Below are 23,583 nucleotides of genomic sequence, written 5' to 3'. Positions count from 1 at the left end.
AAAACTGCAACCCCAGTGTCAGGTCTGACATTCGGACACAGCCTCATCCGTAACCCTCGATAAGGCTGAGCTCGTATCTAAATGTCAGACCTGACACCGACGTTGGTGTCGAAGAAGCCGGCGCCGTCCCAGCGCGGCGCGGGGGTGTCGGCGCGGGCCGGGATGGCGCGGGCGGCGCGGGTGGGGCCGAGCTTGGCGAGGGCGCGCGGGAAGGCGCGGCAGTAGCTGGACTGGACGCCGGCAACGCGCGCCAGGTCGGCGTAGGTGATCACCATCCCGGGCGGGACGGCGTCGAGGACCGTCGCCACGCGGTCGTGCCAGTCATCGGACAGCGGCGTGGCGCGCGCGGCGAGGATCGTGACCGGATCGCCCGCGCGCAGCATGCCGCCGGTTTCCACCCGCGCCAGCATGCCGCGCCGGCCGCGCAGCGCCCGCGCCGGGCCGCCGAGGCGGGCGGCGACGGCGCCGCAGGCTTCGCACTGGAAAGTCAGGCGCAGCGTGACCTCCAGGCCTATGCGCAGCAGCATGCCGGATTCGAGGGCGGCGGTATCGAGGTCGAGCAGCAGGTTTTCGCGCAATGTAAGAGGCGCCATGTGCAGGTCGTGGTAGGCCGGCGCCCCCGCCAGCAGCAGCTGGCGGGGCGAGCGCGGATCGGCGTGGCGGTCGTTTGCCAGGCCGAGACCGGCAATGGCCCGTGCCGAATCCACCGGCACCGGCGTATCGGCGGGGCGCACTGCCAGTGCGAGCACCTTCCTCGCGGCGGCGCTCACCGTTGTCCGGCGCCGGCGCTGCGCAGGTAGGCCAGCAGGTCGGCGATCTGGCGATCGCTGCGCAAGCCCCAGAAGCGCATCTTGTTGCCCGGGACGACCGCGTCCGGATCGCGCAGGAAGGCGGCGAGGCGCTTCTCGTCCCACACGAAGCCGGCCTTCTTCATCGCCGGCGAATAGTCGAAGTCCGGCGCCGAGCCGGCGCGGCGGCCGATGATGCCGTTCAGCTGGGGCCCGAAGTTGCTGCGTGCGCCGGGCCCGACCTGGTGGCAGTTGGCGCAGCGCTGGAAGGCGGTGCGACCAGGCGCAAGCGCATCGGCGCCGTGGGCCGGGGCCATCACGAGACAGGCGAGCAGAGGCGCGAGAAGACGCATCCGGCCGCCCTACTTCACGCGCTGCTTCTCGAGCTTGCGCGCCAGCGTGCGCCGGTGCAGGCCGAGGCGGCGCGCCGCTTCCGAAATGTTGAAGTCGGTCTCGGCGAGTACCGCGTGGATGCGCTCCCACTCGAGGGTCTTGATCGAGGTCGAGCGGTTCGTCACCTCGACGTCGGTGTTGCCGGCCACGTGGCCGAAGGCGGCCTCGATGTCGTCGGTGTTCGAGGGCTTGGCCAGGTACTGCACCGCCCCCAGCTTGATCGCCTCGACCGCGGTGGCGATGCTGGCGAAGCCGGTCAGCACCACGATCAGCATGTCCGGGTCGTGCTCGTGCAGCAGCTGGACGCAGGCCAGGCCCGAACTGTTCCCCTTGAGCTTGAGGTCGACCACCGCGTAGCCGGGCGAATGCGCCTCGAGCAGCACGGCCGCCTCGTCGTGGCCGGAGGCCACCAGGACCCGGTAGCCGCGCCGCTCGAAGGAGCGGCTCAGGGTGCGGGCGAAGGCCTCGTCGTCTTCGATGATGAGCAGCAGGCGCTCAGGGGTGTCGCTCAATTGGCTTCCTTGTTGCGTTGTTCTTCACGTTCTGCACCTTCCTCATCGAGCGCGATGCTCGACAGCGGCAAGGTGAGCGTCACCTGGGCGCCGCCGTCCGGCCGGTTGACGGCCGTCACCGCGCCGCCGAGCTTGCGCGCCACGTTCACCGCCAGGAACAGGCCGAGGCCGTGGCCCGGCTCCGCCTTGGTCGACTGGTAGGGCTTGCCGATCTGGCCCAGCATCGCCGGCGCGAAGCCGGGGCCGCGATCGCTCACGATGATGTGCAGCACGCCGTCGTCGTTGACGACATCCAGGCCGACCCACGCGGGCGAAGCCTCCAGCGCATTGTCGAGCAGGTTGTCGATGGTCTGCTTCAGCGCCGAGTCCGAGGCGACCGGGACGTCTTCGCGCACCCGGTTATTGTACTGGAAGCCGGTCACCGGGCGGCTGGCGCGCCAGGTCGCGACCAGGCCGTCGAGGAAGCTGCGCACGGTGGTGCGCACCGCCGATTCGCCGCGCGCCTCGCCCGCCGACAGCAGGATACCGCTGACGATGGATTTGCAGCGCTGCAGCTGGGTCTGCATTTCCTGGATCTCTTCGAGCAGGCCGGGGTCGCTGCGGAACTGGGGCATGCGCTTCCAGTCGCCCAGGATCACCGACACCGTGGCCAGCGGCGTGCCCAGCTCGTGGGCGGCGCCCGAGGCCAGCAGGCCCATGCGGACGATGTGCTCTTCCTCGACCGCCTGCTGGCGCAGCGCCGCCAGCTGGGCCGCCTTCTCGCGCAGGGTGTCCGAGATGCGCGAAATGAACATCACGAGCAGGGCCGCGTCGAGCGCGAAACAGACCAGCAGGCCCTGGATGTACAGGCTCGAGATGCCGCGCGCATGGTCGAAGGGCAGCGCGAGCGGCTGCGCGTACATCGCCAGGCCGGCCAGGCAGAAGGTCGTGATCAGGACGATGATCCAGGTCCAGAACACCTCCAGCAGCACCGCCGACAGGATCACCTGCAGCAGGTAGAGGAAGGCGAAGGGATTGGTGATGCCGCCGGACAGGTAGAGCAGCACCGTCAGGCTGGCGACGTCGACCAGCAGGGCCATGAACATCTCGCCGTTCGACACCGGCCGCCGCTCGTGCCAGCGCATGTGGCTGGCGACGTTGAAGGCGATCAGGCAGGCCAGCACCTGCAGCATGTGCACCAGCGGCAGCGCGATCTCGAAGATCAGGATGGCGGCCGCGATCGTCGTGATCTGGCCGATGACGGCGATCCAGCGCAGCTCGATCAGCTGCAGCATGTTCTTGTGGCCGGCCGCGAATTCGACGTTCGCCGCGGCCGCCTGGGGCGAGCTCCGGGCTGCCTTGGCGAAGAATTCGAGGGGATTCTGTATCATGCGCGCGATGGATCGGGTCTTGTTTTCATTGTTTGCCTGGAGACCGTCGAACCGGCGAAGGCCGGTGCCCAATTTTGTCTGCGCAGACGATATGCGAGCAGAACTTGGATCCCGGCCTGCGCCGGGATGACGTGCTGGGGCTGCGGGACCAAGGTGAAGTTAATCGTCGTCGCGGATTGTACCGCCATGACGCCTGATCCACCACCAGGCGGCGCCGGCCATGATGGCCAGCGCGTACCAGGTGAGCGCATACACGAGATGGTTGTTGGTGAAGGAGATGACCGTCAGGCCGCCCACGGCGCGTTCGGGCGCGCCCTGTGGATCCTGCCCTTTGCCGGCGTCGATAAAGTACGGCGCCACGTTCGACAGCCCCCGCGCGCTCGCGAGCAGCGCGACGTCGCGCGAGTACCAGCGATTGTTCGCCGGATCGTTCTCGCGCAGGAAGCCGCCTTTCGGTTCGGTGATACGGAGCAGCCCGGTCACGGTGACGTGCTCGCCCGCCGCGGCGCACGGATTCGCTTCCGCACGCCGACCCGGATACGTGCCCGGCTTGTTGTCCGCCGCCGCAATGAAGCCGCGGTTGATGAACACGATGTGGCCCTCGTCCGTGCACAACGGCGTGAGCAGCCAGAACCCCGATCCCAGCTCGGACAAAGCCTGGACCGGCGTCGTGAATTCGTAGAGATAGTGCCCGGCCACGCGCACGCGCCGGTATTCGTCGGATTCCTTGGTGACCTGCGCCCAGCTTGGCGCCGAAGGGGCCGCAACGGCTTGCGCATGCACGCGCGCGTCGACCCGCGCGATCAGGTCCAGCTTCCACTGCAGGCGCACGACCTGCCAGGTGCCGAGACCAATGAAAAGCGCGACCAGCAGCAGGGCCACCGCTCCGAACATCCGCCTCGCAAAGTTGCTGCGGGGCGGATGGGAAACAGGGCCTGCTTGCTGGTCGCGCGGGTACATCTACTGCTGGCTTATTGCATGTCGTGCATGCCGTGGGTGGTGTCGCTTGCGCCACCCATGGCCGGCATCATGTTGGCGTTCATGTGCGTCATGACCCAGATCGAACCGGCCAGCACGATGACCAGCAGGACGGTGGTCAACAGCAGCGCCATCAGGTTCCAGCCGCCTTCCGACTTCGAGTTCATGTGCAGGAAGTAGATCATCTGCACGACGAACTGGATGGCGGCGAAGCCCATGATCACCCACTTGGTGGTTTCCGGCGGCAGCACGTGGCCCATGACGAGCCAGAACGGGATCGCGGTCAGGACCAGCGACAGCACGAAGCCGATCGCGTAGTCCTTCATGGCGTAGTGGGTCACGAAGGTGGTGTGGCCGTCGTGATCGTGCTCGGCGTGGTGGAGTTGGTCGCTCATGGCAGCACTCCCATCAGGTAGACAAAGGTAAACACGCCGATCCAGACGACGTCCAGGAAGTGCCAGAACAGCGACAGGCACTGCAGGCGGCGGAAGTTCTCGACCGTCAGGCCGTGCTTCGACAGCTGGACCATCAGGGTCACCAGCCAGACCGCGCCGAACAGCACGTGCAGGCCGTGGGTGCCGACCAGCGAGAAGAACGCGGTCAGGAAGCCGCTGCGGCTCGGGCCCGCGCCTTCGTGGATCAGGTGCTGGAACTCGTAGATTTCCAGCGACAGGAAGGCCAGGCCGAGCAGGCCGGTGACCGCCATCCAGAACAGGGTCGCGCCCAGCTTCTTGGCTTGCGCCGAGACCATCGCGACGCCGAAGGTGATCGACGACAGCAGCAGGAAGCCGGTGTTAATGGCGATCAGCGTCAGGTCGAACAGTTCGGCGCCGGTCGGACCGCCGGCGTAGTTACGGCCCAGCACCGCATAGGTGGCGAACAGGGACGCGAAGATGAGGCAGTCGCTCATCAGGTAGATCCAGAAGCCGAGCAAAGTGCCCTGCTCCGGATGGTGTTCGCGCACCAGGTAGCGCGCGGTCACCTCGTCGGCGGTCAGGCCGCCGGAAATGGTTGGATTATGTGCCATGGTTGTTTCAGACGTAGCTCTTCAGCAGACGGGTATGCGCTTCCTCGGTGCGGGCCACTTCTTCCGCCGGAATGTAGAAATCGCGCTTGTAGTTGAACGTATGGGTGATGATCGCGGCCATCATGGCGATGAAGGCGACGCCGACCAGCAGCCACATGTGCCAGATGATGCCGAAGCCGATCACGGCCGAGATGGCCGAGATGACGAAGCCGGCCCAGGTGTTCTTGGGCATGTGGATCGCCACGAAATCCTTCAGCGGACGCTGGTAGCCGTTCTTCTTCATGTCGGCGAAGGTGTCGTTGTCGTGCACCACCGGGGTGAAGGCGAAGTTGTAGTCCGGCGGCGGCGACGAGGTCGCCCACTCCAGCGTACGGCCATCCCACGGGTCACCGGTGACGTCACGCAGCTTGGCGCGGTCTTTCCAGGTGAAGAAGCATTGCAGCAGCAGCGCGCCGATACCGCCGGCGATCATCAGGGTGCCGACCAGCGAGATCTGGAACAGCCATTGCACCGACTGGTCCTCGAAGTGGCTCATGCGGCGGGTATAGCCCATGAAGCCGAGGATGTACGGCGGGGTGAAGGCGACCCAGAAGCCGATCGACCACAGCCAGAACGAGACCTTGCCCCAGAACTGGTTCAGCTTCACGCCGAACATCTTCGGCGCCCAGTAGTTGAAGCCGGCGAACAGGCCGAACACCACGCCGCCGATGATGACGTTGTGGAAGTGGGCGATCAGGAACAGCGAATTGTGCAGCACGAAGTCGGCCGCCGGAATCGCCAGCATCACGCCGGTCATGCCGCCGATGACGAAGGTCAGCATGAACGAGACGGTCCACATCATCGGCAGTTCGAAGCGGATACGGCCTCTGTACATCGTGAACAGCCAGTTGAAGATCTTCGCGCCGGTCGGGATCGAGATGATCATCGTGGTGATGCCGAAGAACGAGTTGACGCTCGCGCCCGAACCCATGGTGAAGAAGTGGTGCAGCCAGACCAGGTAGGACAGGACCATGATCACGCAGGTCGCGTACACCATCGAGGTGTAGCCGAACAGGCGCTTGCCGCAGAAGGTCGAGACGACTTCCGAGAAGATGCCGAAGGCCGGCAGGATCAGGATGTAGACCTCGGGGTGGCCCCAGATCCAGATCAGGTTCACGTACATCATCGCGTTGCCGCCGCGGTCGTTCGTGAAGAAGGCGGTGTCGAACAGGCGGTCCATGCCCAGCATGGCCAGCACGGCGGTCAGGATCGGGAAGGTGATCACGATCAGGATGTTGGTGCACAGCGAAGTCCAGACGAAGACTGGCATCTTCATCAGGCCCATGCCCGGCGCGCGCATCTTGACGATGGTGACGATCAGGTTCACGCCGGACAGCAAGGTGCCGACGCCCGCGATCTGCAGGGACCAGATGTAGTAGTCGACGCCGACACCCGGGCTCGCCAGGATGCCGGACAGCGGCGGATATGCCAGCCAGCCGGTACGTGCGAATTCACCCACGAACAGCGAAGCCATCACGAGGATCGCGCCCATGGTGGTCATCCAGAACGAGAAGTTGTTCAGGAAGGGGAAGGCGACGTCGCGGGCGCCGATCTGCAGCGGCACGACGTAGTTCATCAGGCCGGTCACGAAAGGCATGGCCACGAAGAAGATCATGATCACGCCGTGGGCGGTGAAGATCTGGTCGTAGTGGTCGGGCGGCAGGAAGCCGTGGTTCGATCCGAAGGCGAAGGCCTGCTGGGCGCGCATCATGAGGGCGTCGGCGAAGCCGCGCAGGAACATGATGATGCCGAGGATCATGTACATGATGCCGATTTTCTTGTGGTCGATACTGGTGAACCAGTTATTCCACAGCATGCCCCACTGGCGGAAGTAGGTGATCAAGGCCACCAGGGCCAGGCCACCCACGATCACGCCGGCGAAGGTCACTAACAGGATCGGCTCGTGGAAGGGAATCGCGTCCCAGCTGAGCCGACCGAAGACAAGCTTCGTCAAGTCGAGAGATGAGTCTTGCATGATTACTTCTTCACAATATTATTGGGAGTGACCTGGCCTGCGACGGCCTGGCCTTCCGGGGTCTCGCAGATTTCCGCGTTCGCGACCTGGGCGGCGGGCGCCTTCGGCAGCTTGCGGATCTCGGCGGCAACCTGGTTACGCTTGTGGTCATCGGCCATCTGCTGGTTCATGCAGACGCTGCCTTCAGCCACGCAACGGTTCAGGATGCGGTTGAACAGGGCCGGCTCGACCGAACCGTAGAACTTGACCGGGTCGCGGACCGACGGCTTTTCCAGGCTCAGGTAGTCGGCGCGGTTCAGCACGCCCGGATTGGTCTTCATCTTCTGGACCCAGGCGTCGAACTCGCCCGCGCTCACGCCCTTGTAGGCGAAGTGCATGTGCGAGAAACCTTCGCCGCTGAAGTTCGCGGAGATGCCCTTGTAGTCGCCCGCCTTGTTCAGCACGGCGTTCAGGGTGGTCTCCATGCCCGGCATCGCATAGATCATGCCGGCCAGGGTCGGGATGTAGAAGGTGTTCATCACGGTGGACGAGGTGATCTTGAAGCGCACCGGCACGTCGACCGGGGTGACCAGTTCGTTCACCGAAGCGATGCCCTGCTCCGGATAGATGAACAGCCATTTCCAGTCCAGCGCCACGACCTGCACCTCGAGCGGCTTGGTCGACGCCGGGATCGGACGGTTGGCGTCGATGCGGTCGAGCGGACGGTAAGGATCCAGCTTGTGGGTCGAGACCCAGGTGATCAGGCCGAGGACGATGATGATCAGGAGCGGCGCGCCCCAGATCACCAGCTCGAGCTTGGTCGAGTGGTCCCAGTCCGGTTCGTATTTTGCATTGGCGTTCTTGCGGTAGCGCCATGCGAACAGGACCGTCAGGATCATCACCGGAATAATGATGATCAACATGAGCAGGACCGAGATCGTGATCAGGTCCGCTTGCTGCTTTGCGATATCGCCGGTGGGATTCATCACCACCGTGTTGCAGCCGGAAAGCAGCGCAAGCGGGAGTAATGGGAGTCCGCGGCGGACAATTTTAGGAATCATGCTAGGTATCTAACGTTACATGGGAATAAGAACATGCTACTGTAACGCCAACGGTCTACGAGAACCATTGGACACTTTGTCCCACCCTTTGCCCTATTGCAATCAAAACATTGCAATAATGGCATTGTGGTACAGTAGGCCGAGCAACCTGGATTTGGAGACGAAGATATGCAAAGCACGACGACGCACGGCGGCGCAGCTGCCGCTCCCATTACCCACCCAACGAGTGGGGCCCGTAACATCAATGCCCGCGATGGTGAAATCCACCCGGGAGAAATAGCCGTCGGCGTGGTGATCGGCCGCGCCTCGGAATATTTCGAATTCTTCGTCTATGCCATCGCTTCCGTCCTAGTCTTTCCCGCGGTCTTTTTCCCGTGGGCAGACCGGCTCGAAGCGACACTGTACTCGTTTATCGTTTTTTCGTTCGCATTCATCGCGCGCCCCCTCGGCACCGTGATTTTCATGTGGCTGCAAACGCGTTTCAGCCGTGAAATCAAGCTCACCATCGCCCTGTTCCTGATGGGCACCTGCACCTGCGTCATCGCCTTCCTGCCGACCTATAGCCGGATCGGCGCGGCCGCGATCGTGATCCTGTCCCTGATGCGCATCGGCCAGGGCATCGCCCAGGGCGGTTCCTGGGACGGCCTGCCCTCGCTGCTGGCCCTGTCGGCGCCGGAAAACAAGCGCGGCTGGTACGCGATGCTGGGCCAGCTGGCGGCGCCGGTCGGCTTCCTGATCGCCGCGGGCCTGTTCGCCTACCTGCTGAGCAACCTGTCGCAGGACGACTTCCTGGTCTGGGGCTGGCGCTTCCCCTTCTTCTGCGCCTTCGCGATCAACGTGGTGGCCCTGTTCGCCCGCCTGCGCCTGGTGTCGACCCATGAATATTCGCGCCTGCTGGACGCCCACGAACTCGACCCGGCCCCGGTCGGCGAGATCGTGAAGAACCAGGGCAGCAACATCGCCATCGGCGCCCTCGCCGCCCTGGCCAGCTACGCCCTGTTCCACCTGGTGACCGTGTTCCCGCTGTCCTGGATCCAGCTGTACGACACCCGCCCGATGGATGAGTTCCTGCATATCCAGATGTGGGGCGCCTGCGTTGCCGTGCTGGCGATCCTGGCCTCCGGCTACATCGCGGACAAGGTCGGCCGCCGCACAACGCTGGGCACCCTGGCGGCGCTGATCGGCCTGTTCTCGCTGGCCGTGCCGAGCCTGATGGACGGCGGCGTCACCGGCCAGAACACCTTCATCCTGGTCGGCTTCGCGCTGCTGGGCCTGTCCTACGGCCAGGCCGCCGGCGCCGTGACCGCCAACTTCAAGCAGAGCTACCGCTACACCGGCGCGGCCCTGACCTCGGACCTGGCCTGGCTGGTCGGCGCGGCCTTCGCACCGCTGGTCGCCCTCGGCCTGTCGGCGCACTTCGGCCTCGGCTACGTGAGCCTGTACCTGCTGTCGGGTGCGGTGGGTTCGCTGGCGGCGCTGAGCCTGAATCGGGCGCTGGAGATTCGCGACTGATCTTGTTTCGAACGTGATGACGAACGCCCCGGCAGCGCAAGCTCCGGGGCGTTTTTTTACGGAAAGATCAGCTCGACCAAGGTGCCCTGTGCTGGATCCGACGTGATCCGCATCGTCCACCCGAAACGCTCGCAGATGCGGCGCGTCAGGAACAGCCCGAGCCCCTGGCCGCCGCCCTGCTTCGCCGATTCGCGCAGCGCCTGGGTATAGCGGCGCGCCGCCGCCACGGTATCGAACCCCGTGCCGGAGTCCTGCACGCTCAGGCGCCCATCTTCCAGCCGAACCGCGATCTCGCCATGAAAACTGTTTTCGGCCGCGTTACGCAGCAGGTTGCCCACCACGATCCGCACGATCGCCTCCGGACAACCGAGCCATAGCGGCGCCAATTCCCCCACCACGAACCGCGCCTCCTTCCCGGCCAGGAGGTGTTCATGGTCTTCGACCAGGCGCGCAACGAGGGTATCGAGCCGCACCCGCTCGACCGGCGCCTTGCGGTCCGGCTCGCGCGACAGGAACAGCAGCGCCGCTCCCTTCACGGACCTGGGCGAAGGTATGCGCAAGATTCAGGGGCGCCAGGCCCTGCGGTGCGGCGGCAAGGACCGTGTTCGCTCGCAGGGACAAGGCCAGGCAGGCGGACAACAGAAGGCGTTTCAAAGGCATTGCAGGGCTCCATATGGTGTGGGAGCCCCCATGCCAAGCGGCGCATGTCGCGGAAATGCCCGCTCAGCGCACCAGGGTGTAGTCACCCGTATCGGCCGACAGGCCGCGCTTGACCTGGCGGGTGATCTCGTCCACCAGCACCTCGCTGTCGCCCGCTTCCAGGGCCGCGAACACGCTGTCGACCACGGTCGACGGCTGCAGCTTGGGCGCCTCGAAGCCGCGCGTGAGATCCGTGTCGATGAAGCCGACATGCACGCCCAGCACCTGGGTGCCCTGGGGGCGCACGGCGTCGCGCAGGCCGTTGGTGGCGCTCCAGGCGGCGGATTTGCTGACGGCGTAGTTGGCCAGCACCGGGCTGCTGGCCCAGCTGGCGATCGACAGGATGTTCACGAAGGCGCCGCCGCCATTGCGCGCGAGGACCGGGGCAAACGCGCGGCTGACGTTGAGCAGGCCGAAGACATTGGTCGCCATCATGCGGCCCATCGATTCCAGGCCGCCCTCGTCCAGCACGGCCCCGGTCTCGGCGATGCCGGCGTTGTTGACGACGATGTCGACGTCACCCAGCTCCCGCGCCAGCTCGGCGGCCCCGGCGGCATCGGTGACGTCCAGCCGCACCGGCACCAGACCGGGTGTGGTGATCGTGGACGGGTCGCGCGCTGCGGCGTAGACCTTGCGGGCGCCGCGGGCCAGGGCCTGGCGTGCGAATTCCGCGCCGAGGCCGCGGTTGGCGCCGGTGATGAGGATGGTAGCGTTCTGGACGTTCATGATGAATTCTTTCAGGTGATATGACGGCACTGCCGTGGAATTTATGATAACTGTCATATGATGAGCATCATATTTCCGGCGCAAGAAAAGCCAGGCGAAGCTGGCGCGGATGAAATCAGAAGTTATTCGAAAATGCGGCAGCGAGCGTCTTGCGGGCAGCCGCCAGCACCGCCCTGCCCTCGGCATTGTCGCCCTGGATGCGCGCCAGCTGCAGGTTGCCGACCAACGCGCCGGCGATCACGCCGGCCAGTTCGGGCGCGGCGTCGTCCGGCAGCGCCAGCGCCACGCGCCGCACCAGGCGGTCGACCCGCTGCACCGAGGCCTCGCGCACGACGTCGTGCTGGCGCGGGATTTCGCTGGCCAGCGCGCCGACCACGCAGCCGTGCTCGGCGTGCGCCAGGTGTTCGTCGGAGAGATAGAGTTCGATCAGCGCCTGCAGCGGCTTGCCGGTTTCGCGCGTGCGTGCGGCGATGCGCTCGTCCAGCGTGGCGCTGCTGATGGCGCCCGCATGCTCGATCGCCTCGACCAGCAGCGCTTCGCGCGAATCGAAATGGGCGTAGAAGCCGCCGTGGGTCAGGCCGGCTTCCTTCATGACCTCGGCCACGCCGACGCCGGCATAGCCGTGGCGGCGCACCGCGCGGCTGGCCGCTTCGACGATCCGGTGGTGGGATTGCTCGCGCTTGCTGGACTTCACTGAGTTCATGATGGCATCCGAAATATGATGAACGTCATATTAAGCCCATCATATTTCGCAGGTCAAGCGGCTTTACGCAAGCGCCGTGTCGAGCACCGTCATCAGGATGAAGCCGATCAGCAGGGCGATACTGGCCCAGGTGCCGTTGCCGCTCTGGCGCGATTCCGGGATCACGTCGTTGACGATGACGAACAGCATGGCGCCGCCCGCTGCGGCCAGGGCGATCGGAAGCAGTCCCGAGGCGATCCCGATCAGGGCCACGCCGAAGGCCGCCGCGACCGGCTCCGCCAGGCCGGACGCGATGCCGAGGCCGACCGAGGTCAGGCGGCCATAGCCGACCGTGCGCAGCGCGAGCGCCACCACCAGGCCTTCGGGCACGTCCTGGATCGAGATCCCGGTGGTGAGCGAATTGGCTTTGTCGAGGTCGATGCCGGCATGGGCCACGCCGATCGCCAGCCCTTCCGGTACATTGTGCAGGGCCACCGCCCAGACGAAGATCCAGGCGCGCCGCAGCGAGACGCCGTCCGTGCCCGGATCGAGCACGCCATGCGAGCTCACGGCCCGCCCCAGCAGCAGGATGGCCATCGCGCCGGCCATGATGCCGGCGCCGGCCAGCAGGCTGGCTTCCCAGTTGCCCGCCCCGGCCGCCTTGGCCGCATTCAGGGAGGGGATGACCAGCGAGAAGGCGGTGGCGCCGAGCATGATGCCGGCGCCGAAACCGAGGAAGCAATCGTAGGTACGTTTCGAGAAGTTCTGTGCGAACAGCACCGGCAAGGTGCCCAGCGCGGTCGCGGCCGCGGCCGTCGAACCTCCGATCAGGGCGCGGTGCATCCTGGGGTCGGCATTCATGATCTGTTCCGCCAGGCTGCCGAGCAGGAGGGCGCCGCCCACGCTGCAGATGAGGAAACCGATCACGCGGCGTACGGTCAACAGGCGCAGCAGTCCGCGCGCCGCGATCAGACCGTTGCCGAGGCTGGAAGTTTCGCGCGTCTTATCTATATGAAAGTTCATGCAGAGTCCGGTGAAAAGCCGCGCGGCCGGTGTCCAGCCGGCGTCCCGCGCGGCGCTGGCTTTACTTCTTGGTCGGCTTCATCGCCTTCATCGACTTGGAGACGCCCTTGTCGACTGGATGGCTAAGGCCGGTGTCGTCGAGCGGCCCGCCCTTGTTGGCCGTGGTCGCCTGGCCCATCGAATTGCCCGAGGACCCGCCCATCGTAGCACTGCTATCCGATTGCATGCTCATACCGAGTTCGGCACCGGTGCGCGGCGACGACATCGGGTCGGACATGGTGCGCATCGCCATCTGCTTGAGGATGTCGATGTCGCCGCTCGGCAGCGCCACTTCGGCTTCGCCCGAGCCGCCGTCGACCGCCATCTGCTTCTCGCGGTCGGTGACGAAGTCCCAGTCCGCGCCCTGGTTCCAGGGGCCGCGCATCTCGCCCGGGCCCTGCGACATGTTGTAGTAGACGCTGGCGAAGCGCGGGTCGGCAGGCATCTTGCCGGCCGGGAAGTTCGGCTCGATGGCGTACAGCGCCTTCTCGAAGGACTTCTGGTGCGCGACTTCGCGCGTCATGAGGAAGCCCAGCGCCTCCTTGACGCCCGGGTCGTCGGTGAGGGCGATCAGGCGCTCGTAGACGATCTTGGCGCGCGCCTCGGCGGCGATGTTCGAGCGCAGGTCGGCGGTCGGCTCGGTGATCGAGTCGATGTAGGCCGCGGTCCAGGGCACGCCGGCCGAATTGGTCAGCGGCGCGCCGGCGCCGTACAGTACTTGCGTGATGTGGCTGTCGTTGCCCGGGCCGGTGATGGCCTTGTACATCTCGGCTTCGCCATCGACCGCTTCCGCCAGGCGGCCCTTGGCGCCCTTGTTCAGCATGGCGACGATGTGGCCGATGATCTCGAGGTGACTCAGCTCCTCGGTTGCGATGTCGTACAGCATGTCCTTGCGGCCTGGATCATCCTCGGCAACCGCTTGGGTAAAGTAGCGCATGGCCGCTGCCAGCTCGCCCTGCGGGCCGCCGAACTGTTCCAGCATCAGGTTTGCCAGAGCCGGATTCGGCTCGCTGACGCGAACCGTGTACTGCAGGCGTTTGTTATGAGCAAACATGAACATCCTCCGATTGTAAGTTTGTTGGCGCAATGCGCGCCGCCCCCGAATGTCTGCGGCATCGGCCGTCAGTTCGTATAGGTCCATGTTCGCTTCCGCACGGCCCGGGGTCATCAGGGGTTCGCGCGTGCTGCTGTAGGACTAAGGCGACAATTAAGAAACTTGATGGAAATGTTGAAATTGATAAATAACTGTACAACTCATCCATTCAAGACCGTTGAGAGCCAGTTGCAGGGCGGTGCGCGCATGGCCCTGCGATTCGCACCGACATTGGTACGGCGCGCGCTCCTATAGCATTGCCGCGTCGAGCGCCTTTACCATGTTGGCTACATGACCATAAAGGGGGTAAACATGTTCAATTTGAGTAAGCTGAGCCCGACGATCACCAACATGATCCGTTTCGACCATTCCCACGTGATGGTCACTTTCCACCAGTACGAGAAGGACAAGCCGGTGCGCGTGAAGAAGGCGCTGGCCGACACCATCTGCGACGCGCTCGAAATCCACGCCACGCTGGAAGAAGAGATCTTCTACCCGGTCATGCGCGAACGCGATTCCGGCGAGCCCTTCATCCACAAGGCCGAGCCGGAGCACGACGAGATGCGCCGCCTGATCGCCGAACTGCGCCGCACCCGCGGCGACGATCCGCGCCATGACAAGCTGGTGATGGAACTGATGCGCGACGTGATGCACCACGTGGCCGACGAGGAAACCACCCTGCTGCCGCACGCCGAGGCCAAGCTGAGCAAGGAAGCCCTGTCGGAACTGGGCGCGCAGATGAACAAGCGCCGCCTGCAGCTGGTCGGCCCGAAGGCCGGCAAGCTGGCCAAGGAACACGCGGTCGGATTCGGCGGCAGCACCGCCGCGGTGGCCGTCGGCCTGCTGGGCGCGGTGTTCGCGGCCAAGGCTTTCGGACCGAAGAAGACCTGGAAATCGAACCCGGCCTGAGCGCCCGGCGAGGTTCTGGTAGAAGCCGGCCAGGCGCCTGCGCCGCGGCCGGCTTTTTTTCATTCCCCTTCGGGGCCGAAGACGGCGGCCGGATCGAGCGTGCCGCGCACGCCGATGTCGTCACGATGCTTGTCCAGCCAGGCGCCGGCGGCCTCGAAGCCATAGTCGTGCAACATCTGCAGGAAGCCGGGCTCCGCATTGAACTTGCTCGAAATGCTCAGGTCGGTCAGCACGTCGTTGGCGCCGGTGACCCATGGTAAAGCCGCCGGCGAGGTGGTCGAGCGGGGTCCGCTGCAGCGGGCTGAACAGGGCCGTGCCGCCGAGGGCGCGCCAGAAGCGATCGAGCGCGCGCCGCCGTGGGCATAGCCGTCCGCCATCACGGCCGCATTGATGGCCCCGGCGCTCGCGCCGCTCAGCGAAGCGATCTCGATCTGCTCGTCCTGCAGCAGACGGTCGAGTACGCCCCAGGTGAAGGGGCCGGAGGTACCCCCCCGCCCTGCAGGCCGAGGCTGATTTTTTCCTGGGACTAGACACGAAGGACTCCGATTGGTGCGGCGGCCCGGACGGCCGCCTATCGGATCGAGTCCAGCAATTGAAAATAGTATCCGGCGCTAAGCATCCACGAATCAATTGAACCAGCCAAGTACCAGCGGCACCAGCCAGGGCGCCAGCAGCGCCGTCATGGCGCCGTTCAGGCCCATCGCCAGCGCCGCGAAGGCGCCGGATTCGGGGCTGACCTGGAAGGCGCGCGCGGTGCCGATGCCGTGCGCCGCCAGGCCCATCGCGAAGCCACGGGCGGCGGGCGCCTTGATGCGCAGCAGGTCGAACACATAGCGGCCGAACACGGCGCCGAACACGCCGGTCGTAATCACCAGCGCCGCCGTGAATGCCGGAATGCCGCCCAGGCGCTCCGAGACCGCCATCGCGATCGGCGAGGTCGCCGATTTCGGGCCCAGGGTCGCGGCCAGTTCGGGCGTCGCGCCCAGCAACAGCGCGACCGCACTTGCTGACACGATGGCGGTCACGCAGCCGAACAGCAGCGCGCAAGCCAGCGGCACGAAGGCGCGCCGCAGCCGGGGCAGCTGGCGCACCAGCGGCACGGCCAGGGCCACGGTGGCGGGGCCGAGCAGGAAGTGCACGAACTGGGCGCCGGCGAAGTAGCGCTGGTAAGACATGTTCGACAGCCACAGCACCAGGGCGATCAGGGCGACGCTGATCGCCACCGGGTTGGCCAGGGTCGAGCCCTTGAAGAAGACGTTGATGCGCTGGGCGGCGAGGTAGGCGCACAGCGTCAGCGTGAGGCCGAGCAGCGGCGAGGCGGAAAGATAGACCCAGAACTGGGACAGGCCGGCGAATTCAGGCATCGTTCTTTCCTTCGATGCCACGCAGGATCAGGCCGGTGACGGCCATCGCCAGCACGGTGCTGACGACCAGGGAGGCCGCAATCGCCATCCAGTGCCCGCTGCCGCTGCCGGCGGTGGCGACGATGCCGGCGCCGGCGGGGACGAACAGCAGCGAGAGATGGGACAGCAAGGTAGTGGCGGCTTCCTCGACGCGCTTCTGGAGGGCGGGCCAGAAGACCAGGGCGGCCATCAGGAGCAGCATGCCGGCGACGGGGCCGGGCAACGGGAGGTGCAGGAGAAAGACGATGCCTTCGCCGAGGCATTGGAACAGCAGGAGGATGGTGAAGGCGGCGAGCATGAGGCGCTTCTTGGGGCGAAAAGCGCTCAGGATAGCAAATGTGGGTGGGCGGCGTGTGCGCCGGTCGAGTAACGGGTATGCGATGAACTTGGGTCCCGGCCTGCGCCGGGACGACGGTCGTGAGGCAAGCGTAGAAATCGAGAGATACGAACTCTACGAACTCAAGTCAACGTCGTTCCGGCGAAGGCCGGAACCCAATTTGACTTTTGCTAAAAAACTGCCAGCTCACGCCTCCGCGGTCGCCCCCGCAATAGCCCCCCGCTTCAACTGATCCCGCTCGATCGACTCGAACAGCGCCTTGAAGTTCCCCTCCCCAAACCCATCATCCCCCTTGCGCTGGATGAACTCGAAGAACACCGGCCCCAGCTGCGGCACGCCGAAGATCTGCACCAGCAGGCGCGCCGTGCCGTCCGCAACCGCCCCGTCGAGCAGCAGGCCGCGCACCTTGAGCGCCTCGACATCCTGGCCATGGCCCGGAATGCGCTCGTCGAGCATCTCGTAATAAGTCTCCGGCGGCGCCGTCATCAGCGGCACGCCGGCCGCGCGCAGGCTGTCCACCGTCTTGATCAGGTCCTCGCTCAAGAGCGCGATGTGCTGGATGCCCTCGCCATTGAACTGCATGAGGAATTCCTCGATCTGGCCGCCGCCCGCCTTGCCTTCTTCGTTCAGCGGAATGCGGATCTTGCCGTCCGGCGCCGTCATCGCCTTCGAGGTCAGGCCGGTGTACTCGCCCTTGATGTCGAAGTAGCGGATTTCGCGGAAGTTGAACAGCTTCTCGTAGAAGCCGGCCCAGAAGGCCATACGGCCGCGGTAGACGTTGTGGGTCAGGTGGTCGATGATCGACAGGCCGTGGCCCACCGGGTGGCGGTCGACGCCGTCGATGAATTCGAAGTCGATGTCATAGATCGACCTGCCTTCCTCGTAGCGGTCGATCAGGTACAGCGGCGCGCCGCCGATGCCCTTGATGGCGGGCAGGCGCAGCTCCATCGGGCCGGTCGGGATCTCGACCGCCTGGGCGCCCAGTTCCAGCGCGCGCGCATAGGCCTTGTGCGCATCCTTGACGCGGAAGGCCATGCCGCAGGCCGAGGGGCCGTGCTCGGCGGCGAAGTAGGCGGCGTAGCTCTTCGGCTCGTTGTTGATGATGAAGTTGATGCCGCCCTGGCGGTACAGGGACACGGCTTTCGAGCGATGCACGGCCACCTTGGTGAAGCCCAGCGCCTCGAACACCGGCTCCAGCACGCCCGGGGTGGGGGCCGCGAACTCGACGAACTCGAAGCCATTCAATCCCATGGGATTCTCGAACAGGTCTGCCATTTTATCTTCCTTCTCGTGTGTCGTTCATCAATCGGCCGGTCTCCACGGCCGCATAAAAATGCTCATTCGGCGAACACTTCCGCCATCAGGCCGCGCAGCCACTGGTTGCCCGGATCCTGGTTGTAGCGCCGGTGCCAGAACACATTGGTCTGCAGCGGCGGCAAATCCAGCGGCGGCGCGATCCAGGCCAGGCCGAACGGCAGCGCGGCGCGCTCGGCCAGCTTCTGCGGCACCGTCACCACCAGGTCCGATGTGCTCACCATATACGGCACCGCGGTGAAATGCGGCACCCGGAAGCGCACGTTGGGCCCGATCCCGGCGCGCTCGAGCAGGCCGTTGATGCGCTCGTACGGGCTCTCGTGCGAATCGACCAGCATGTGTTCCGCAGCGACGAAGCGCGCCAGGTCCACCTTGCCGCGCCCCAGCGGATGGCTTTTGCGGAACATCGTCACATAGGGCTGGCGGAACAGCTGCCGCTGGTACAGCGCCTCCGAGATGTCCTCGAAGGGACCGATCGCCAGGTCCACCCGCCCGCCTTCCATCTCTTCCTTCACGTTCAGCGAACCGGCCCGCACCGAGCTGATTTCCACCAGCGGCGCCAGCACCCGGCAGCGTTCGATCAGCGCCGGCATGAAGTAGATCTCGCCCACGTCCGTCATCGCCAGCGTGAAGCGGCGGTGGCTGGTGGCCGGGTCGAAGCGGCTGCGCTGGTTCAGCGCCAGCGCCACCTGCGCCATCGCCACCCCGATCGGCTCGGCCATCTGCACCGCCAGCGGGGTCGGCTGCATGCCGCTCGCGGTGCGCACGAACAGCTCGTCCCCGAAGGCGCGCCGCAGCCGCGCCAGCGCATTGCTCACGGCCGACTGGGACAGGCCCAGGCGCTTGGCGGCCGCCGAAATCTGGCGCTCCCGGTAGACTTCCTGGAACACCGACAGCAGGTTCAGGTCGATGGTGTGCGGCTCGATCATCATTCATTCACGTCGCGGCAGCATTGTGGGCGCGCCACCGCCGCGCGAACAGCAGTATTTAGATCGTGAATAGTCTACATTTTTCTATTCATCTCGTAAAACATGGTCTTTTCTTCCAGAATGGCGGCATTCGCCAATATCCGTCCAGGAGAGATGAAGCATGAACCAGGCCTACATGAGTGGATTCGGCAACGAGTTCGCCACCGAAGCCCTGCCCGGCGCCCTGCCCCGGCACCGCAACTCGCCGCAGCAGGTGGCCTACGGCCTGTACGCCGAGCAGATCTCCGGCACCGCCTTCACCGCGCCGCGCAGCCATAACCGCCGCTCCTGGCTCTACCGCATCCGCCCGGCCGCCGTCCACGGCAGCTTCCAGCCGCTCGACGCCGGCCGCATCGCCAGCCGCTTCGACAATCCGGCCCCGCCCGACCAGCTGCGCTGGAGCCCGCTGCCGATGCCGACCGTGCCGACCGACTTCATCGACGGCTGGGTCACCATGGCCGGCAACGGCTCGCCCGAAACGATGACGGGCTGCGCGATCCACCTGTATTGCGCCAACCGCGACATGGCGGGCCGCTACTTCTACAGCGCCGACGGCGAACTGCTGATCGTGCCGCAGCTCGGGCGCCTGGCGATCGCCACCGAACTCGGCCTGCTCGACCTCGAGCCGCAGGAGATCGCCGTGATCCCGCGCGGCGTGCGCTTCCAGGTCCTGCTGCCGGACGGCGAGGCGCGCGGCTACATCTGCGAGAACTTCGGCGCCCTGCTCCAGCTGCCGGACATGGGCCCGATCGGCTCCAACGGTCTGGCCAACCCGCGCGACTTCCTGACCCCAAGCGCCCGTTACGAGGACGTCGAGGGCGACTTCGAGCTGGTCGCCAAGTTCTGCGGCAAGCTGTGGCGCGCCGACGTCAAGCATTCGCCGCTGGACGTGGTCGCCTGGCACGGCAACTACGCCCCCTATAAATACGACCTGCGCCACTTCAACACCATCGGCTCGATCAGCTACGACCACCCGGACCCGTCGATCTTCCTGGTGCTGCAGGCGCCCAGCGACACCCCGGGCGTGGACACGCTCGACTTCGTGATCTTCCCGCCGCGCTGGCTGGTCGGCGAAGACACCTTCCGCCCGCCCTGGTTCCACCGCAACGTGGCCAGCGAATTCATGGGCCTGATCCACGGCGCCTACGACGCCAAGGCCGACGGTTTCAACCCCGGCGGCGCCAGCCTGCACAACTGCATGAGCGGCCACGGCCCCGACGCCGCCACGTTCGACAAGGCGAGCAGCGCCGACACCAGCAAGCCGCACAAGGTTGGCGACACCATGGCCTTCATGTTCGAGACCCGCCACGTGATCGTGCCGACGCCCTACGCCCTGGCGTCGCCGCAGCGCCAGGCCGACTACCAGCAATGCTGGGCGGGTATCGGCAAGCACTTCCGCTTGACACCCTGACAATCCGTGCGGCGGCCCGAGGCGCCGGCATGCGATGATTGAGCCGTACGCCGCCGCAGGCGTGCCCGGCCCCGGCCCGGTTCGTCCGATGGAAGCCCCGCGCCAGTGCTGACCGACATAGTGATCATCGCCATCCTCATCCTGCTCAACGGGGTGTTCGCCATGAGCGAGCTGGCGCTGGTCTCGGCCAAGCGCATGCGCCTGGAACGGCGCGCGGAGGAAGGCAGCCGCGGCGCGCGCACCGCCCTGAAACTGGCCGACGATCCGAGCCACTTCCTGTCCACGGTGCAGGTCGGGATCACCCTGATCGGCATCTTCAACGGCGCCTTCGGCGAAGCCTCGCTGGTCAGCCACCTCACCCCGCACGTGGAATCGGTGCCGCTGCTGCAGCCGTACGCGCGCGAGATCGCGCTCGGCGTGGTGGTGATGGCGATCACCGTGGCCTCGATCATCTTCGGCGAACTGGTTCCCAAGCGCATCGCGCTGGCCTATCCGGACGCGATGGCGGTGCTGATCGCCCCGCCGCTGCGCCTGCTGTCGAAGATCATGGCGCCCTTCGTCAAGCTGCTGTCGCTGTCCACCAACGCCATCGTGCGCGTGATCGGCATTCACCAGGCCAAGGAAGAAGCGCCGACCGAGGAAGACATCGCCGGCATGATCAAGGAAGGCGCCGACACCGGCGTTTTCGAGAAGACCGAATACGACATCGTCTCGCGCGCCCTGCGCCTCGACGACCAGCACCTGAAGTCCCTGATGACGCCGCGCGTCGACCTGGTGATCCTCGACCTCGAGATGGACCGCGCCGCCAACCTCGCCATCATCGCTGCCAACCCCTACAGCCGCTTCCCGGTGTGCCGCGGCGACCGCTCGCACATCGTCGGCTACGTGCTGGTGCGCGACCTGTTCGGCCAGGCCGCGCGCACCGGCACGGTGGACGCGATCGACGTCGACGGCGCGGTGCAGGAACTGCTCTACGTGCCCGAGACCGTGAGCGCCATGGCCCTGCTCGAGATGTTCAAGAAGCACCGCGCCGAGCTGGCCCTGATCGTCGACGAATACGGCGACATCCAGGGCATGGTCACCCTGAGCGACGTGATGAGCGCCCTGGTCGGCGACGTCACCGTGGCCGACCAGGAGGACGACCCGGACGCGGTGCAGCGCCAGGACGGCAGCTGGCTGCTCGACGGCGGCGTGGCGCTGGACCGCTTCCGCGACCTGCTGGCGACCGACATCGCCTTCCCGGGCGAGGACGAAGGGGCGTACCACACGCTGGCCGGCTTCCTGCTGTACCAGCTCGGCTACATCCCGAAGGCGTCCGAATCCGTGGAATGGGAGGGCTTCCGCTTCGAGATCATGGACATGGACGGCAACCGGATCGACCGCATCCTGGTATCGCACACCGAACCGCCTGCGGCGTAGCCGGGGGGCTTCCGCAAGCGCCGCGCCTGTGATACAACGTCGCGATTGCCCGGAGACCCCATGCAGATCAATCCCATCCAGCTGTTCGACGCCGAATCCTCCACCTACACCTATATACTGGCCGCGCCCGACAGCCGCGACGCCGTGATCATCGACCCGGTCGACCGCAACCTCGAACGCGACCTGGCCCATATCGAGCGCCTCGGCATGCGCCTGACCCACGTGCTGGAAACCCACGCCCACGCCGACCACGTGACCTCGGCCGGCGCCCTGCGCGCCCTCACTGGCGCGAAAGCCTGCGTGCCGAGCGGCTGCGGCATCCCGCCGGCGGAAGTGCAGCTGCAGGACGGCGACGTGATTCCCTTCGGCGGGCGCGAACACATCGCGGTCATCCACACGCCGGGCCACACGGCCGGCAGCATGTGCTACCTGTGGCGCGGCAACCTGTTCAGCGGCGACACCCTGCTGGTGGGCGGCTGCGGGCGCACCGATTTCCAGGGCGGCAGCGCCGAAGCGCTGTACGACAGCGTGAGCGCCAAGCTGTTCACGCTGGACGACGCCACCCGGGTCTGGCCCGGCCACGACTACAAGGGCCAGTCGGTCTCCAGCATCGGCTGGGAGCGCCGCCACAACGCGCGCCTGGCGAACCGCTCGCGCGCCGATTTCGTGGCGCTGATGGCAGCGTTGAACCTGCCGCGGCCGAAGCTGATGGACGTGGCGGTGCCGGCCAACCGGAACCTGGGCCTGGCGCACAGCGTGTAAGCTGGTCGCGGCAGACCGGACTGTGACTGGAAGTACACGGTCGAACGACAAGGCCACGTCATTACGCTAGGCTACTGCGCTTCATGAATATCTAGTGCAGGCAAGAAACGTTTCAAGCATGCGCAAAGGGCAGCCGCATGAAACAGTTCGACGACATCGCACACTGGCGCATCCGCATCTTCTCAAGGCTGATGACCACCACCCTGCTGCTGGGCACCGCCACCGCCATCCCCAGCGCGCTGCTGGCCCTCGCCGACGGCCTGGCGGGCATCGCGGTGCTCGACGCCGTCGCCCTGGCCTGGATCTTTGCGATCTGGTGCCTGGACCGCCTGCCCTATACCTTGCGTATGCTGAACTTCCTGGTGGTGCTCTACGTGGTCGGGATCGGCCTGATGCTGACCGTCGGTTCCATCAGCCAGATCTACCTGGTCGGCCCGCCGGTAATGGCCGTGATCCTGCTCGGCACCCGCCAGGCGCTGGCGATCCTGGTGTTCACCGCCCTGAGCATCTTCGCCCTCGGCGCCTCCGGCAAGGCCGAGCTGGTGGTCATGGGCCTGGGCGCCCAGCCGCTGCTGGCGGCCAGCGCGGTGTGCATCAACTTCCTGTGCGTCGGCGCCATCATCACCCTCACCTGCGGCACCCTGATCAAGGGCTTGACCGCGACCCTGGACGAGATGCAGGGCGTCGCCGCATCGTTGGAAGCCAAGCAGGACGAGCTGCGCGCGGCCGACGGCGAACTGCGCCTGACCGCCGCCGCGGTGGCGCGCCTGAACGACATGGTGCTGATCGCGCGCGCGGTCGACCTGCCGGGCGCCGAGCAGCCGATCATCTTCGCCAACGACGCCTTCCTGCGCCGCACCGGCTACGCCCGTGAAGAAGTCATCGGGCGCAGCATGGGCCTGCTGCACGGCCCCGACACCGACCCGGACGAGGTGGCGCGCACGCTGGCGGCGGTCGCGGACAACCGGGCGGTGCGCGCGGAACTGGTGAACTACACCAAGGACGGCGATCCCTACTGGGTCGAGATGGAACTGGTCCCGTTCTTTCAAACTTACGCAAAGCTGCCTGATACTACTTAAAGCTCGCCTTGCTGTTGAATTCCTGCTTCACAGGGGCCGGTTTCACCCTGCGCTCGCGCACAGGGCCAGCGCCTTCCCCTCCACA

General features: G+C 65.9%; 25 protein-coding genes. 6 read left to right on the top strand and 19 right to left on the bottom strand.

Annotation, left to right across the window (positions count from 1 at the left end; genetic code table 11):
* Window positions 1-77 precede the first annotated feature (77 nt).
* The 9 genes from LQ564_RS25065 to cyoA all read right to left on the bottom strand — a co-directional run bounded on the left by LQ564_RS25065 (window position 78) and on the right by cyoA (window position 8,122).
* Window positions 78-770: an MOSC domain-containing protein gene (locus tag LQ564_RS25065; protein ID WP_231060846.1), complete on the bottom strand. Its 693-nt coding sequence runs from the start codon at window positions 768-770 to the stop codon at window positions 78-80.
* A complete protein-coding gene (locus tag LQ564_RS25060; RefSeq protein WP_371873546.1) occupies window positions 767-1,141 on the bottom strand; it encodes a c-type cytochrome in 375 nt (124 codons plus the stop codon). The genes LQ564_RS25065 and LQ564_RS25060 overlap by 4 nt, the downstream gene beginning before the upstream one ends.
* A 9-nt stretch (window positions 1,142-1,150) precedes the next feature.
* The gene (locus tag LQ564_RS25055; protein WP_231060845.1) at window positions 1,151-1,693 is read right to left on the bottom strand and encodes a response regulator transcription factor; all 543 of its coding nucleotides are present in this window, start codon (window positions 1,691-1,693) and stop codon (window positions 1,151-1,153) included.
* Complete coding sequence (locus tag LQ564_RS25050; RefSeq protein ID WP_231060844.1) at window positions 1,690-3,063, bottom strand: ATP-binding protein; 1,374 nt, start codon at window positions 3,061-3,063, stop codon at window positions 1,690-1,692. The genes LQ564_RS25055 and LQ564_RS25050 overlap by 4 nt, the downstream gene beginning before the upstream one ends.
* Window positions 3,064-3,222: 159 nt before the next feature.
* Window positions 3,223-4,023 (bottom strand): SURF1 family protein, encoded by an 801-nt coding sequence (locus tag LQ564_RS25045; RefSeq protein ID WP_231060843.1) that lies wholly within the window; start codon window positions 4,021-4,023, stop codon window positions 3,223-3,225.
* 11 nt (window positions 4,024-4,034) lie between these two features.
* On the bottom strand, window positions 4,035-4,436 hold the full coding sequence (cyoD, locus tag LQ564_RS25040; protein WP_231060842.1) for a cytochrome o ubiquinol oxidase subunit IV: 402 nt from the start codon (window positions 4,434-4,436) through the stop codon (window positions 4,035-4,037).
* The gene (gene cyoC, locus LQ564_RS25035; RefSeq protein ID WP_231060841.1) at window positions 4,433-5,068 is read right to left on the bottom strand and encodes a cytochrome o ubiquinol oxidase subunit III; all 636 of its coding nucleotides are present in this window, start codon (window positions 5,066-5,068) and stop codon (window positions 4,433-4,435) included. Before cyoC ends, cyoD begins: the two co-directional genes overlap by 4 nt.
* A 7-nt stretch (window positions 5,069-5,075) precedes the next feature.
* On the bottom strand, window positions 5,076-7,082 hold the full coding sequence (gene cyoB, locus LQ564_RS25030; RefSeq protein ID WP_231060840.1) for a cytochrome o ubiquinol oxidase subunit I: 2,007 nt from the start codon (window positions 7,080-7,082) through the stop codon (window positions 5,076-5,078).
* Between the two features lie 2 nt (window positions 7,083-7,084).
* The gene (gene cyoA / locus LQ564_RS25025) at window positions 7,085-8,122 is read right to left on the bottom strand and encodes a ubiquinol oxidase subunit II (RefSeq protein WP_231060839.1); all 1,038 of its coding nucleotides are present in this window, start codon (window positions 8,120-8,122) and stop codon (window positions 7,085-7,087) included.
* 168 nt (window positions 8,123-8,290) lie between these two features.
* Between cyoA and LQ564_RS25020 the strand changes: the two genes are divergently transcribed.
* Window positions 8,291-9,634 carry an MFS transporter gene (locus LQ564_RS25020; RefSeq protein ID WP_231060838.1) on the top strand — a complete coding sequence of 448 codons (1,344 nt, stop codon included), beginning with the start codon at window positions 8,291-8,293 and terminating at the stop codon, window positions 9,632-9,634.
* A 56-nt stretch (window positions 9,635-9,690) separates the two neighbouring features.
* On the opposite strand, the gene LQ564_RS25015 is transcribed toward LQ564_RS25020, so the two are convergent.
* From LQ564_RS25015 to LQ564_RS24995, 5 genes are all read right to left on the bottom strand, one after another.
* Window positions 9,691-10,194 carry a sensor histidine kinase gene (locus tag LQ564_RS25015; protein ID WP_231060837.1) on the bottom strand — a complete coding sequence of 168 codons (504 nt, stop codon included), beginning with the start codon at window positions 10,192-10,194 and terminating at the stop codon, window positions 9,691-9,693.
* 163 nt (window positions 10,195-10,357) lie between these two features.
* The gene (locus LQ564_RS25010) at window positions 10,358-11,059 is read right to left on the bottom strand and encodes an SDR family oxidoreductase (RefSeq protein ID WP_231060836.1); all 702 of its coding nucleotides are present in this window, start codon (window positions 11,057-11,059) and stop codon (window positions 10,358-10,360) included.
* A 115-nt stretch (window positions 11,060-11,174) separates the two neighbouring features.
* Window positions 11,175-11,762 carry a TetR/AcrR family transcriptional regulator gene (locus tag LQ564_RS25005; protein ID WP_231060835.1) on the bottom strand — a complete coding sequence of 196 codons (588 nt, stop codon included), beginning with the start codon at window positions 11,760-11,762 and terminating at the stop codon, window positions 11,175-11,177.
* 63 nt (window positions 11,763-11,825) lie between these two features.
* Window positions 11,826-12,764: a ZIP family metal transporter gene (locus tag LQ564_RS25000; RefSeq protein ID WP_231060834.1), complete on the bottom strand. Its 939-nt coding sequence runs from the start codon at window positions 12,762-12,764 to the stop codon at window positions 11,826-11,828.
* A gap of 61 nt (window positions 12,765-12,825) precedes the next feature.
* On the bottom strand, window positions 12,826-13,857 hold the full coding sequence (locus LQ564_RS24995; RefSeq protein WP_231060833.1) for a manganese catalase family protein: 1,032 nt from the start codon (window positions 13,855-13,857) through the stop codon (window positions 12,826-12,828).
* Between the two features lie 351 nt (window positions 13,858-14,208).
* On the opposite strand from LQ564_RS24995, the gene LQ564_RS24990 reads away from it, so the two are divergent.
* The gene (locus tag LQ564_RS24990) at window positions 14,209-14,805 is read left to right on the top strand and encodes a hemerythrin domain-containing protein (RefSeq protein WP_231060832.1); all 597 of its coding nucleotides are present in this window, start codon (window positions 14,209-14,211) and stop codon (window positions 14,803-14,805) included.
* 59 nt (window positions 14,806-14,864) lie between these two features.
* On the opposite strand, the gene LQ564_RS24985 is transcribed toward LQ564_RS24990, so the two are convergent.
* The 5 genes from LQ564_RS24985 to LQ564_RS24960 form a co-directional block, all read right to left on the bottom strand.
* Window positions 14,865-15,182, bottom strand: a complete 318-nt coding sequence (locus LQ564_RS24985; protein ID WP_231060831.1) for a hypothetical protein — start codon at window positions 15,180-15,182, stop codon at window positions 14,865-14,867.
* A 249-nt stretch (window positions 15,183-15,431) separates the two neighbouring features.
* Window positions 15,432-16,169 (bottom strand): LrgB family protein, encoded by a 738-nt coding sequence (locus tag LQ564_RS24975; RefSeq protein WP_231060830.1) that lies wholly within the window; start codon window positions 16,167-16,169, stop codon window positions 15,432-15,434.
* Window positions 16,162-16,506: a CidA/LrgA family protein gene (locus tag LQ564_RS24970; protein WP_231060829.1), complete on the bottom strand. Its 345-nt coding sequence runs from the start codon at window positions 16,504-16,506 to the stop codon at window positions 16,162-16,164. The genes LQ564_RS24975 and LQ564_RS24970 overlap by 8 nt, the downstream gene beginning before the upstream one ends.
* A gap of 225 nt (window positions 16,507-16,731) precedes the next feature.
* Window positions 16,732-17,820 (bottom strand): 4-hydroxyphenylpyruvate dioxygenase, encoded by a 1,089-nt coding sequence (gene hppD, locus LQ564_RS24965; protein WP_231060828.1) that lies wholly within the window; start codon window positions 17,818-17,820, stop codon window positions 16,732-16,734.
* 62 nt (window positions 17,821-17,882) lie between these two features.
* Window positions 17,883-18,788, bottom strand: a complete 906-nt coding sequence (locus tag LQ564_RS24960) for a LysR family transcriptional regulator (RefSeq protein ID WP_231060860.1) — start codon at window positions 18,786-18,788, stop codon at window positions 17,883-17,885.
* A gap of 160 nt (window positions 18,789-18,948) precedes the next feature.
* On the opposite strand from LQ564_RS24960, the gene hmgA reads away from it, so the two are divergent.
* From hmgA to LQ564_RS24940, 4 genes are all read left to right on the top strand, one after another.
* The gene (hmgA, locus tag LQ564_RS24955; protein ID WP_231060827.1) at window positions 18,949-20,238 is read left to right on the top strand and encodes a homogentisate 1,2-dioxygenase; all 1,290 of its coding nucleotides are present in this window, start codon (window positions 18,949-18,951) and stop codon (window positions 20,236-20,238) included.
* A gap of 105 nt (window positions 20,239-20,343) precedes the next feature.
* Window positions 20,344-21,657: a hemolysin family protein gene (locus tag LQ564_RS24950; RefSeq protein ID WP_371873543.1), complete on the top strand. Its 1,314-nt coding sequence runs from the start codon at window positions 20,344-20,346 to the stop codon at window positions 21,655-21,657.
* A 60-nt stretch (window positions 21,658-21,717) separates the two neighbouring features.
* Window positions 21,718-22,419 (top strand): MBL fold metallo-hydrolase, encoded by a 702-nt coding sequence (locus tag LQ564_RS24945; protein ID WP_269143681.1) that lies wholly within the window; start codon window positions 21,718-21,720, stop codon window positions 22,417-22,419.
* A 137-nt stretch (window positions 22,420-22,556) separates the two neighbouring features.
* Window positions 22,557-23,498, top strand: a complete 942-nt coding sequence (locus tag LQ564_RS24940; protein WP_231060826.1) for a PAS domain-containing protein — start codon at window positions 22,557-22,559, stop codon at window positions 23,496-23,498.
* Window positions 23,499-23,583: the final 85 nt, after the last annotated feature.

This window comes from Massilia phyllostachyos, assembly GCF_021044825.1.
Lineage (GTDB): Bacteria > Pseudomonadota > Gammaproteobacteria > Burkholderiales > Burkholderiaceae_D > Telluria > Telluria phyllostachyos.
The sequence above is the reverse complement of the archived record's forward strand: the minus strand, read 5'-3'. Positions and strand labels throughout refer to the sequence as shown.

Excerpts from the sequence above, each read along its gene's own strand:
- LQ564_RS25050 (WP_231060844.1), bottom strand. The coding sequence starts at position 3,063 with ATGATACAGAATCCCCTCGAATTCTTCGCCAAGGCAGCCCGGAGCTCG.
- LQ564_RS24970 (WP_231060829.1), bottom strand. The coding sequence starts at position 16,506 with ATGCTCGCCGCCTTCACCATCCTCCTGCTGTTCCAATGCCTCGGCGAA.
- cyoA (WP_231060839.1), bottom strand. The coding sequence starts at position 8,122 with ATGATTCCTAAAATTGTCCGCCGCGGACTCCCATTACTCCCGCTTGCG.
- LQ564_RS25010 (WP_231060836.1), bottom strand. The coding sequence starts at position 11,059 with ATGAACGTCCAGAACGCTACCATCCTCATCACCGGCGCCAACCGCGGC.
- LQ564_RS24960 (WP_231060860.1), bottom strand. The coding sequence starts at position 18,788 with ATGATCGAGCCGCACACCATCGACCTGAACCTGCTGTCGGTGTTCCAG.
- LQ564_RS25045 (WP_231060843.1), bottom strand. The coding sequence starts at position 4,023 with ATGTACCCGCGCGACCAGCAAGCAGGCCCTGTTTCCCATCCGCCCCGC.
- cyoB (WP_231060840.1), bottom strand. The coding sequence starts at position 7,082 with ATGCAAGACTCATCTCTCGACTTGACGAAGCTTGTCTTCGGTCGGCTC.
- LQ564_RS25005 (WP_231060835.1), bottom strand. The coding sequence starts at position 11,762 with ATGAACTCAGTGAAGTCCAGCAAGCGCGAGCAATCCCACCACCGGATC.
- LQ564_RS24985 (WP_231060831.1), bottom strand. The coding sequence starts at position 15,182 with ATGGCGGACGGCTATGCCCACGGCGGCGCGCGCTCGATCGCTTCTGGC.
- LQ564_RS24940 (WP_231060826.1), top strand. The coding sequence starts at position 22,557 with ATGAAACAGTTCGACGACATCGCACACTGGCGCATCCGCATCTTCTCA.
- hppD (WP_231060828.1), bottom strand. The coding sequence starts at position 17,820 with ATGGCAGACCTGTTCGAGAATCCCATGGGATTGAATGGCTTCGAGTTC.
- LQ564_RS24995 (WP_231060833.1), bottom strand. The coding sequence starts at position 13,857 with ATGTTTGCTCATAACAAACGCCTGCAGTACACGGTTCGCGTCAGCGAG.
- hmgA (WP_231060827.1), top strand. The coding sequence starts at position 18,949 with ATGAACCAGGCCTACATGAGTGGATTCGGCAACGAGTTCGCCACCGAA.
- LQ564_RS24990 (WP_231060832.1), top strand. The coding sequence starts at position 14,209 with ATGTTCAATTTGAGTAAGCTGAGCCCGACGATCACCAACATGATCCGT.
- LQ564_RS24945 (WP_269143681.1), top strand. The coding sequence starts at position 21,718 with ATGCAGATCAATCCCATCCAGCTGTTCGACGCCGAATCCTCCACCTAC.
- cyoD (WP_231060842.1), bottom strand. The coding sequence starts at position 4,436 with ATGAGCGACCAACTCCACCACGCCGAGCACGATCACGACGGCCACACC.
- LQ564_RS25060 (WP_371873546.1), bottom strand. The coding sequence starts at position 1,141 with ATGCGTCTTCTCGCGCCTCTGCTCGCCTGTCTCGTGATGGCCCCGGCC.
- LQ564_RS25000 (WP_231060834.1), bottom strand. The coding sequence starts at position 12,764 with ATGAACTTTCATATAGATAAGACGCGCGAAACTTCCAGCCTCGGCAAC.
- LQ564_RS24975 (WP_231060830.1), bottom strand. The coding sequence starts at position 16,169 with ATGCCTGAATTCGCCGGCCTGTCCCAGTTCTGGGTCTATCTTTCCGCC.
- cyoC (WP_231060841.1), bottom strand. The coding sequence starts at position 5,068 with ATGGCACATAATCCAACCATTTCCGGCGGCCTGACCGCCGACGAGGTG.
- LQ564_RS25020 (WP_231060838.1), top strand. The coding sequence starts at position 8,291 with ATGCAAAGCACGACGACGCACGGCGGCGCAGCTGCCGCTCCCATTACC.